This is a genomic window from Vibrio sp. 10N.247.311.12 (assembly GCF_041467515.1).
GTDB classification, from domain to species: Bacteria; Pseudomonadota; Gammaproteobacteria; order Enterobacterales; family Vibrionaceae; genus Vibrio; species Vibrio crassostreae_C.
Genome location: NZ_JBFSUV010000022.1, coordinates 68,103 through 78,156, shown reverse-complemented (window position 1 = coordinate 78,156; position 10,054 = coordinate 68,103). Strand labels below are relative to the sequence as shown.

Genomic DNA, 10,054 nt, shown 5'->3' with positions numbered 1-10,054 from the left:
TTCGAACCTCCGACCGCCTGGTTCGTAGCCAGGTACTCTATCCAGCTGAGCTAAGGACGCACGGTGTTCATTCATTAAGAATGAAGTTGTGAAATATATCACATTCTTCTTGCTACGAAGAAAAAAAAAGGCCATCGGCCTGTAATGAATGGCGGTGAGGGAGGGATTCGAACCCTCGATGCAGCTACAAACCACATACTCCCTTAGCAGGGGAGCGCCTTCGGCCACTCGGCCACCTCACCTAATTCATTATTCTCAAATCACTTACAAGTAAGAGAAGAGAGAATGGCGCGTCCTGGAGGATTCGAACCTCCGACCGCCTGGTTCGTAGCCAGGTACTCTATCCAGCTGAGCTAAGGACGCACATTTACATTGTCTAAATTGCTAATTTTAGACTCGCAAGAAATGGCGGTGAGGGAGGGATTCGAACCCTCGATGCAGCTACAAACCACATACTCCCTTAGCAGGGGAGCGCCTTCGGCCTCTCGGCCACCTCACCGTCTTGCGGAGGCACATATTACGTTTTACCGAAAATATGTCAAACACTTTATTGAAAAAAATTGGACAAAAACACTCAACCGTTTGCTATTTAATCAAAGCGCTTGCAAATTGAACTTATAACATCCAATTAGCGCTTTTTTCCTTAAAAATTAAGGTGAAAGATTGGCAATAATTAACAGCGGAAAACAATTATCTAATTTATCTCGCAGTAAGTATCACTGCTGTTTGCACCATACTACGGGATGCTCTATTTCGCCATAGGGTAAGTCAGTAAAACTTGAACTATGGCAAACAAATATCATGATGCTTCAATAAGAGTTAACTCTGGTGGCTTGGCTTTTCTAAATCAAGCACTCCATCCAGCATCTATAACTAAGCCAGTTATTGAACTAGCCAATCACTAAGTTGTGATTTTGCTCTCCCAAGATCAAAAAAGGCTAGCAACAATGCTAGCCCCTCTTCTACGCAAAAGTATTAGTAGTTGCCAGATGCAACGTTACCATTACCTTTTTCAGCTTGAATGCGCATGTAGATCTCTTCACGGTGAACAGATACTTCTTTAGGTGCGTTAACACCAATACGTACTTGGTTACCTTTAACGCCTAGTACAGTAACTGTTACTTCATCACCAATCATCAGTGTTTCGCCAACACGGCGAGTCAAAATTAGCATTCTTTGCTCCTTGAGTAATCTCTAAATTTATCTAGCTACGAGAGCATTATCCAACAAAAGTTATATTTTCGTAAACTATCGATTGAGTTTATTTAACCAAAATGCACTTCTTTTTTAAGATAACCCTGTGTTTCACGCGCTACGATGTATGCATTGTGTAATATGTTAGCAGCTATATCGACTTGCGTTGGTGATATCACCAAAGTTAAAGACTGCTGCTGCAATAAGTGATGTTGTACATCAATTTCGCCTTCAGACAACAATCCATGTGAACTGACCACAATTTCTTGCGTTCGGCTTCCTACCACAGTTAACAAACTAACATATTCACTATTACGGATTTTTTCAGCAAAAACTAGTTTTAATTTAGCACTTATGTCCGGTTTGATAATGAGCGCTGCCCGTTCTGTTTCCTCGATCACACTACAGACTTCGATCCCTAACAACTGGCAATGCGACATGAGAGACGGTAAATCTTGATTCAAACACTCGATGCGAACCATATCTCTTTGAATGGCTATTCCAGCAATATCATTCAAACAATCATTACCCGCGATGAGAGTGCCCTCGCCTTCTTCAAAACTCGAAAGTACTCTCAGTGGTACATTGTGTCGCCACGCATGCTGAACACATGGAAGGTGCAAAACCTTAGCGCCTCTGCGAGCCATTTCTTCCATAGAGGGAAAGTCTAAGGTATCTAATTTTTTAGATTGCTTAACCACTCTAGGGTCACAGGAATATACGCCATCAACGTCGGTATAGATCTGACACTCTTTAGCTTGAAGCGCGCCCGCTAATGCAACAGCCGTGGTATCTGAACCACCTCGCCCTAAGGTTGTGATATCACCTTTCGCATTAACGCCTTGAAAACCTGCAACAATGACAATCTGGTCATCATCTAACAGCGCTCTAATAGGAGCGGTATCAATACGCTCAATCGTCGCATTATTATGATTAGAATCGGTGTGTATCTTGGCTTGATAGCCGGTCATCGATGTCGCTTCATAACCCAACTTGTGCAACGTCATCGCCAACAAAGCCATGGAAACTTGTTCTCCAGCCGTTAACAACACATCCAATTCTCTAGCGTTTGGGACACTATCAACTTGTGAAGCTAAGTTAACTAACCGATTTGTTTCACCTGACATAGCAGAAACGACAACCAAGATCTGGTTCCCTTCATTTTTCGCTTCAATGATTTTTTCTGCTACATGATGGATCCGCTCTATTGAACCCACCGACGTTCCACCAAATTTCTGCACGATAAGAGGCATTTTCACCCGTCCTCACCTTCCCAAGACCAATGTCTATATATGACAAAAAAACACATACTCCGCGTCAGGGCGAAGCAATAAAAAATTAACCAAGGAGTCTAACGCCACCATTAGACTTCTTGGTTAATCTCAATCAAACCTTGTTTAAACACACTTCCAATAGGCAAAATAAAAGATGCCCAATCAACTGATTGGGCATCTTTGTATCAATTACTTAAGCTTAAAGACGCTCTTCTAGCCAAGTACGCACAGATTTAAGCGCTTCTGGCAGTGCTTCAACGTCTGTACCGCCCGCTTGAGCCATATCTGGACGACCGCCGCCTTTACCGCCAACTTGCTCAGCAACCATCTTAACGAGGTCACCCGCTTTTACTTTGCCGATAAGGTCTTTGGTTACGCCAGCAATCAAGCCAACTTTACCGTCTGCGATATTCGCAATCAGGATGATGCCGCTACCTACTTGGTTTTTAGCGTTATCAACCATAGTACGTAGGTTCTTGTTGTCTGCGCCTTCAATTGCAGCAACCAAAACTTTAGTACCAGAGATGTCTTCTACTTTGCCCATGATGTTTGCGCTTTCTGCAGCAGCCATCTTTTCTTTAAGCAGTTGGATTTCTTTCTCTAGCGATTTCGCTTTCTTAGCTGACTCAGCCAGTTTCTCTTCGTAAGCGTTAGCTTGAGCTTCTACTGCATCTAGTGCAGCTTCACCTGTTACCGCTTCAATACGACGAATACCCGCAGCAATACCACCTTCAGAAGTGATCTTGAATAGGCCGATATCACCTGTGTTTGAAGCGTGGATACCACCACAAAGTTCAGTAGAGAAGTCGCCCATAGATAGAACGCGAACTTCATCATCGTACTTCTCGCCAAACAGTGCCATTGCACCTTTTTCTTTCGCTGACTCGATGTCCATGATGTTCGTTTCAATCACATGGTTCTTACGAACTTGTGCGTTAACTAGACGCTCTACTTCTTTAATCTGTGCTGGTGTTACCGCTTCAAGGTTAGAGAAGTCAAAACGTAGGTTGTCTGGCTTAACTAAAGAACCTTTCTGAGCAACGTGCTCACCTAGCACTTCGCGCAATGCAGAGTGAAGTAAGTGAGTGGCAGAGTGGTTTAGTGAGATAGCAGCTCGACGCTCAGCGTCAACCGTTGCTTCTACTTTATCGCCCTTAGCAAATACACCTTCAACTAGCTCACCGTGGTGCGCAAATGCGTTACCTAGCTTCTGAGTGTCTTGTACTTTGAAAAGACCCGACGCTGTTTTTAGTGTACCAGCATCACCACATTGACCGCCTGACTCAGCGTAGAATGGTGTCTCTTCAAGGATGATGATTGCTTTGTCGCCAGCCGATAGTGAAGCAACCTCTTCGCCGTCAACGAATAGCGCAGAGATTTCACCAGCACCTTCAGTTGCTGTGTAACCACAGAACTCAGTGTTGGTGTCTACTTTGATTGTCGCGTTGTAATCCGTGCCGAATTGGCCTGCTTCACGTGCACGCTTACGCTGTGCTTCCATCGCCTTCTCAAAGCCTTCTTCATCGATAGTAAAATCGCGTTCGCGAGCTACATCGTTAGTAAGGTCAGCTGGGAAGCCGTATGTATCGTAAAGTTTGAAAACTGTTTCGCCGTCAAGCTCTTTGCCTTCAAGTGCATCTAGTGCGTCATTAAGAATAACCATGCCGCGCTCTAGCGTACGACCAAAGTTCTCTTCCTCAATGCGAAGTACTTTTTCAACCAGCTCTTGCTGTTTCTTAAGTTCATCTGCCGCAGAGCCCATCACTTCAGCCAGTACGCCCACAAGTTTGTGGAAGAACACGCCTTGTGCGCCAAGCTTGTTACCGTGACGAACTGCACGACGGATGATACGACGTAGAACGTAGCCACGACCTTCGTTTGAAGGCATAACACCGTCAGCAATTAGGAATGAACAAGAACGGATGTGGTCAGCAATAACGCGTAGCGATTGGTTAGATAGATCGTCATGACCAACAACTTCCGCAGTCGCTTTGATTAGCTTTTGGAATACATCAATTTCGTAGTTAGAGTGAACGCCCTGCATGATTGCAGAAATACGCTCAATACCCATACCTGTATCTACAGCAGGCTTAGGTAGCGGTTCCATTGTGCCGTCAGCGTGACGGTTGAACTGCATGAATACGTTGTTCCAGATCTCGATGAAACGGTCACCATCTTCTTCAGGTGTACCAGGACGGCCGCCCCAGATGTGCTCACCGTGATCGTAGAAGATTTCAGTACATGGACCACAAGGACCTGTGTCACCCATCGTCCAGAAGTTATCAGACTCGAACTGTTTACCGCCTTCTTTGTCGCCAATGCGAACGATACGGTCAGCAGGAACACCTACTTTCTTGTTCCAGATATCGAATGCTTCATCATCTGTCTCGTATACCGTTACCAGTAGACGATCTTTTGGCAGTTGAAGAGTTTCAGTCAGGAATTCCCAAGCAAATCCAATCGCTTCTTCTTTGAAGTAGTCGCCAAAGCTGAAGTTGCCTAGCATTTCGAAGAACGTGTGGTGACGAGCCGTGAAACCTACGTTTTCAAGGTCATTGTGTTTACCACCCGCACGTACACAACGCTGAGCCGTAGTTGCTCGAGTGTAGGCACGCTTTTCGGCGCCTAAGAAGCAATCTTTGAATTGGTTCATACCTGCGTTAGTGAATAGCAGGGTTGGATCGTTATGTGGAACTAACGATGAACTGTCTACGATTTGGTGTTCTTTGCTCTCAAAGAACTTAAGGAACGCGTTGCGAACCTCATCAGTGCTCATGTACATGCAGCTCTTCCTGAAAATAGTCGAGTTAGAATTTTGCCGTATTGTAGATCATGGTTAAGGCTTCGACTAGTTTTCTTGTAGAAAAGACACCCTTGGGCAGGATTTTAGTGGGAATTCGATAAAATGAAGAATATTCCACTATATCTTGCCGTGGAAAAGCAGAACTAAATTGACGACCTAGTACCGAAGAAACTCAGTCAACGAGAGATTTGACCAAAGACATGCTCGACGGAGCAGATCCAATAAAAAAGCCCCGCATAAAATATGCGAGGCTTTAAATTCTTTCAAAGCGGATGCTTCTTTCAAACATCCACTCTATAAAACGTGAGCTTATAGCTCTTCGTTTTCTTCTTCTTTCTCTACGTCTTTCTCTTCAAGAACAGCAGGAGTCAGTAGTAACTCACGAAGTTTAGTATCGATCTCTAGAGCAACTTCTGGGTTTTCACGTAGGTATTTACCAGCGTTAGCTTTACCTTGGCCGATCTTATCGCCTTTGTAGCTGTACCAAGCGCCTGCTTTTTCTACTAGCTTATTCTTAACACCTAAGTCGATAAGCTCACCTTCGCGGTTGAAGCCTTTACCGTAAAGGATTTGAGTTTCAGCTTGTTTGAATGGTGCAGCAATCTTGTTCTTAACGACCTTGATACGAGTTTCGTTACCAACAACTTCATCACCATCTTTAATCGCACCAGTACGGCGAATATCAAGACGAACAGATGCGTAGAACTTAAGTGCGTTACCACCTGTTGTTGTTTCTGGGTTACCGAACATCACACCAATTTTCATACGAATTTGGTTAATGAAGATAGCCATACAGTTAGACTGCTTAAGGTTACCCGTCAGCTTACGCATTGCTTGAGAAAGCATACGAGCCTGAAGACCCATGTGGCTGTCGCCCATTTCGCCTTCGATTTCTGCTTTTGGTGTTAGGGCTGCTACTGAGTCAATAACAAGAACGTCGATTGCACCTGAACGAGCCAGTGCATCACAGATTTCCAGCGCTTGCTCACCAGTATCTGGTTGAGAAACAAGAAGTGCATCGATATCAACACCAAGCTTTTGAGCGTAGATAGGGTCTAGTGCGTGCTCCGCATCAACGAATGCACACGTCTTTCCCACTTTCTGTGCTGCAGCAATAAGCTCAAGCGTTAGCGTTGTTTTACCTGATGATTCTGGACCGTAAACTTCTACGATACGTCCCATCGGTAGGCCACCAGCACCTAGTGCGATATCTAGAGATAGAGAACCTGTAGAAATAGTTTCTACGTCCATTGTGCGGTTATCACCAAGACGCATGATAGAACCTTTACCAAATTGCTTTTCAATCTGACCAAGGGCTGCGGCTAACGCTTTTTGTTTATTCTCGTCCATTTCTATCTCCACATAATCGGTTGTCTCAACAAGCGATCTAGAATCTATTTCTAACCCACATAGGGGTGACTAATTGGCTTTCATTATACTGTTGATTCATACAGTGTCTATACCTGTGTGAAAATAATTTGTACAAATGTTACTTACCTTCCATTGATAGGTAATCATAAATAGCTTGCAGGGCATGGTGCGTGGCTTGTTGGCGTACTTGTGATCTGTCGCCTGTAAATACATGCGTTTCTACTTTATCCCAGCCATTTAGCGCTTTCCACGCGAAGCATACTGTACCAACAGGCTTATCTTCGGTCGCGCCACCTGGGCCAGCGATGCCACTGATTGATACAGAGATCGTCCCGTTTGAATGTTGCAATGCCCCGCTCGCCATTTCTATTACGACAGGCTCACTCACGGCGCCGAACTCCATTAAGGTTTTAAGCTGTACACCGATCATCTCTTGTTTGGCTTCATTGCTGTACGTAACAAAAGCGCGATCAAACCATCCAGAGCTGCCCGCAATATCGGTGACTGCACTCGCGACACCTCCGCCAGTGCAAGATTCAGCCGTCACTAACACGTGTTTGTGTTTAGCGAGTAAATGTCCAAGCTGCTCACTAAGGTCTTGAGTCATCTGCATCATCTGCTTCCCTTTATTTACTGTCATATCATTTGGATTCGCATCTTTTCGCATCAGCCGCTTTTCGCACGAAACGCTTTCACGTATCCTAAGCCGCAATAGAAATAAACGAAAGAAGTTAACTGTGAAAGCCGATCAAAAACATACTCCCATGATGCAGCAGTATCTAAAACTGAAAGCAGAAAACCCAGAAATTCTGCTGTTCTACCGCATGGGCGATTTCTACGAGCTTTTCTACGATGACGCTAAAAAAGCCTCTCAACTCCTCGATATTTCACTGACTAAGCGTGGCTCATCAAATGGTGAACCGATTCCGATGGCAGGTGTTCCATACCATGCGGTTGAAGGATACCTTGCAAAGTTAGTGCAACTTGGTGAGTCCGTAGCAATTTGTGAACAGATTGGTAATCCAGCACTTTCAAAAGGCCCTGTTGAGCGCGCAGTAGTGCGTATCGTGACACCGGGTACCGTAACCGACGAAGCCTTGCTTTCTGAACGCGTTGATAACCTAATTGCAGCCATTTATCACCACAACGGTAAATTCGGTTATGCGACACTTGATATTACCTCTGGCCGATTCCAACTTTGCGAGCCAGAAACAGAAGAAGCGATGGCCGCTGAGCTACAAAGAACCTCTCCGCGTGAGCTGCTGTTCCCTGAAGATTTCGAACCCGTCGATTTAATGGCAAGCCGTAATGGCAACCGCCGCCGCCCTGTATGGGAATTTGAATTAGACACCGCTAAGCAGCAATTGAATAAGCAGTTTGGTACTCGCGATCTGGTTGGCTTTGGCGTAGAAAGCGCGAAACTGGGTCTATGTGCGGCTGGTTGTTTGATCCAATACGTGAAAGATACCCAACGTACTGCCCTCCCTCATATCCGTTCACTCACGATGGATAAACAAGATCACTCGGTGATCCTTGATGCTGCAACTCGTCGTAATTTGGAGATCACGCAAAATCTTGGGGGTGGTACTGATAACACCCTTGCCGAAGTACTTGATCACACTGCGACAGCAATGGGTAGCCGTATGCTTAAGCGTTGGTTACATCAACCAATGCGCAATATATCTGCACTCGATCAGCGCTTAGATGCAATTGGTGAAATGAAAGATTTGGCTCTATTCACAGAACTACAGCCAACCTTAAAACAGATTGGTGATATCGAACGTATTCTCGCTCGATTAGCACTTCGCTCTGCTCGCCCTCGCGATATGGCGCGTCTTCGCCAAGCAATGGAATATTTGCCAGAGCTTGCTGAAACACTGACGCAACTGAAGCACCCATACCTAACTCAACTTGCTCAATATGCTTCTCCTGTGGATGAGGTTTCTGAGCTGCTTGAACGTGCAATCAAAGAGAACCCACCGGTGGTTATCCGTGACGGTGGTGTGATTGCAGAAGGCTACAATGCCGAGTTAGACGAATGGCGCGACCTTGCAGCAGGCGCAACTGAATTTCTTGATAAGCTTGAGCAAGAAGAGCGTGAGCGTCATGGCATCGACACGCTAAAAGTTGGCTACAACAACGTACATGGTTTCTTCATTCAAGTAAGCCGTGGGCAAAGCCATCTTGTGCCGCCACACTATGTTCGTCGTCAAACGCTGAAAAATGCTGAGCGTTACATCATTCCTGAGCTAAAAGAGCACGAAGACAAAGTACTTAACTCTAAGTCGAAAGCACTCGCTATCGAGAAACAGCTGTGGGAAGAGTTGTTTGACTTACTACTACCGTATCTAGAGCGTCTACAAAATATCGCCTCTTCAGTATCTCAGCTTGATGTTCTACAGAACTTGGCTGAGCGTGCAGATACCCTTGATTACTGTCGTCCAACCATGACAGAGTCTGCTGGCGTACAAATTCAGGCCGGTCGTCACCCTGTTGTTGAACAAGTGATGGACGAACCTTTCATTGCTAACCCTATCGACCTGAATGATCAACGTAAGATGCTGATCATCACGGGTCCCAACATGGGTGGTAAATCGACCTACATGCGCCAAACGGCACTCATCGCATTGATGGCTCATATCGGTTGTTATGTTCCTGCAGAAAGCGCAACCATCGGCTCTATCGACCGTATCTTTACGCGTATTGGCGCATCGGATGATCTGGCTTCTGGCCGTTCAACCTTCATGGTTGAGATGACAGAAACCGCAAATATCCTGCACAATGCAACACCAAACAGCCTTGTGCTAATGGATGAAATCGGTCGTGGTACCAGTACTTACGATGGCCTGTCTCTGGCTTGGGCAAGTGCAGAGTGGCTAGCCAATCAAATCAATGCGATGACACTGTTTGCAACGCACTACTTTGAGCTAACTGAACTACCTAACCAACTTCCAACTTTAGCAAACGTACACTTAGATGCGGTTGAGCATGGTGATAGCATTGCCTTTATGCACGCAGTTCAAGAAGGTGCTGCAAGTAAATCTTATGGTCTAGCGGTTGCAGGTTTAGCTGGCGTACCGAAAGCAGTGATCAAGAATGCTCGTGCGAAGCTGACTCAGTTAGAAGCGTTAAGTATGGAGTCGCCAACATCGAAGCCAAGCGGTGTCGATATCGCAAACCAACTGAGCCTGATCCCAGAACCGAGTGAAGTAGAGCAAGCGCTAGCGAATGTTGATCCTGATGATCTAACTCCTCGCCAAGCATTAGAAGAACTTTACCGCTTGAAGAAGCTGCTTTAGTTTCTTACCAAGTAGCTTGTTATGGCCGTACTGCTATTTTGATTAGACGGCATGAAATACCAAAGCCACAAACAAAAAAACGCTGACTTAAAGTCAGCGTTTTTATTTGTCTT

6 protein-coding genes and 3 tRNA genes are annotated in these 10,054 nt (G+C 45.3%); 1 reads left to right on the top strand and 8 read right to left on the bottom strand.

Annotation, left to right across the window (positions count from 1 at the left end):
• Positions 1–149 precede the first annotated feature (149 nt).
• The 8 genes from AB6E30_RS11720 to pncC all read right to left on the bottom strand — a co-directional run bounded on the left by AB6E30_RS11720 (position 150) and on the right by pncC (position 7,255).
• Positions 150–242 (bottom strand) — tRNA-Ser (locus AB6E30_RS11720).
• A gap of 44 nt (positions 243–286) precedes the next feature.
• Positions 287–363, bottom strand: a tRNA-Arg gene (locus AB6E30_RS11715).
• Positions 364–406: 43 nt separating this feature from the next.
• Positions 407–499, bottom strand: a tRNA-Ser gene (locus tag AB6E30_RS11710).
• A 476-nt stretch (positions 500–975) separates the two neighbouring features.
• Positions 976–1,173, bottom strand: coding sequence for a carbon storage regulator CsrA (gene csrA / locus AB6E30_RS11705; RefSeq protein WP_004415691.1), 198 nt, complete (start codon positions 1,171–1,173; stop codon positions 976–978).
• 92 nt (positions 1,174–1,265) lie between these two features.
• Complete coding sequence (locus tag AB6E30_RS11700) at positions 1,266–2,447, bottom strand: aspartate kinase (RefSeq protein WP_080583151.1); 1,182 nt, start codon at positions 2,445–2,447, stop codon at positions 1,266–1,268.
• Between the two features lie 220 nt (positions 2,448–2,667).
• Positions 2,668–5,250: an alanine--tRNA ligase gene (alaS, locus tag AB6E30_RS11695; protein WP_372057946.1), complete on the bottom strand. Its 2,583-nt coding sequence runs from the start codon at positions 5,248–5,250 to the stop codon at positions 2,668–2,670.
• Between the two features lie 330 nt (positions 5,251–5,580).
• A complete protein-coding gene (gene recA / locus AB6E30_RS11690; protein WP_017056586.1) occupies positions 5,581–6,621 on the bottom strand; it encodes a recombinase RecA in 1,041 nt (346 codons plus the stop codon).
• A gap of 139 nt (positions 6,622–6,760) precedes the next feature.
• Positions 6,761–7,255 carry a nicotinamide-nucleotide amidase gene (gene pncC, locus AB6E30_RS11685; protein WP_372103693.1) on the bottom strand — a complete coding sequence of 165 codons (495 nt, stop codon included), beginning with the start codon at positions 7,253–7,255 and terminating at the stop codon, positions 6,761–6,763.
• A gap of 124 nt (positions 7,256–7,379) precedes the next feature.
• Between pncC and mutS the strand changes: the two genes are divergently transcribed.
• On the top strand, positions 7,380–9,941 hold the full coding sequence (mutS, locus tag AB6E30_RS11680; RefSeq protein ID WP_017059026.1) for a DNA mismatch repair protein MutS: 2,562 nt from the start codon (positions 7,380–7,382) through the stop codon (positions 9,939–9,941).
• Positions 9,942–10,054: the final 113 nt, after the last annotated feature.

What these genes read in the sequence shown, in the direction of transcription:
- csrA (WP_004415691.1), bottom strand. Translation starts at nt 1,173, where the DNA reads ATGCTAATTTTGACTCGCCGTGTTGGCGAAACACTGATGATTGGTGAT.
- AB6E30_RS11700 (WP_080583151.1), bottom strand. Translation starts at nt 2,447, where the DNA reads ATGCCTCTTATCGTGCAGAAATTTGGTGGAACGTCGGTGGGTTCAATA.
- alaS (WP_372057946.1), bottom strand. Translation starts at nt 5,250, where the DNA reads ATGTACATGAGCACTGATGAGGTTCGCAACGCGTTCCTTAAGTTCTTT.
- recA (WP_017056586.1), bottom strand. Translation starts at nt 6,621, where the DNA reads ATGGACGAGAATAAACAAAAAGCGTTAGCCGCAGCCCTTGGTCAGATT.
- pncC (WP_372103693.1), bottom strand. Translation starts at nt 7,255, where the DNA reads ATGCAGATGACTCAAGACCTTAGTGAGCAGCTTGGACATTTACTCGCT.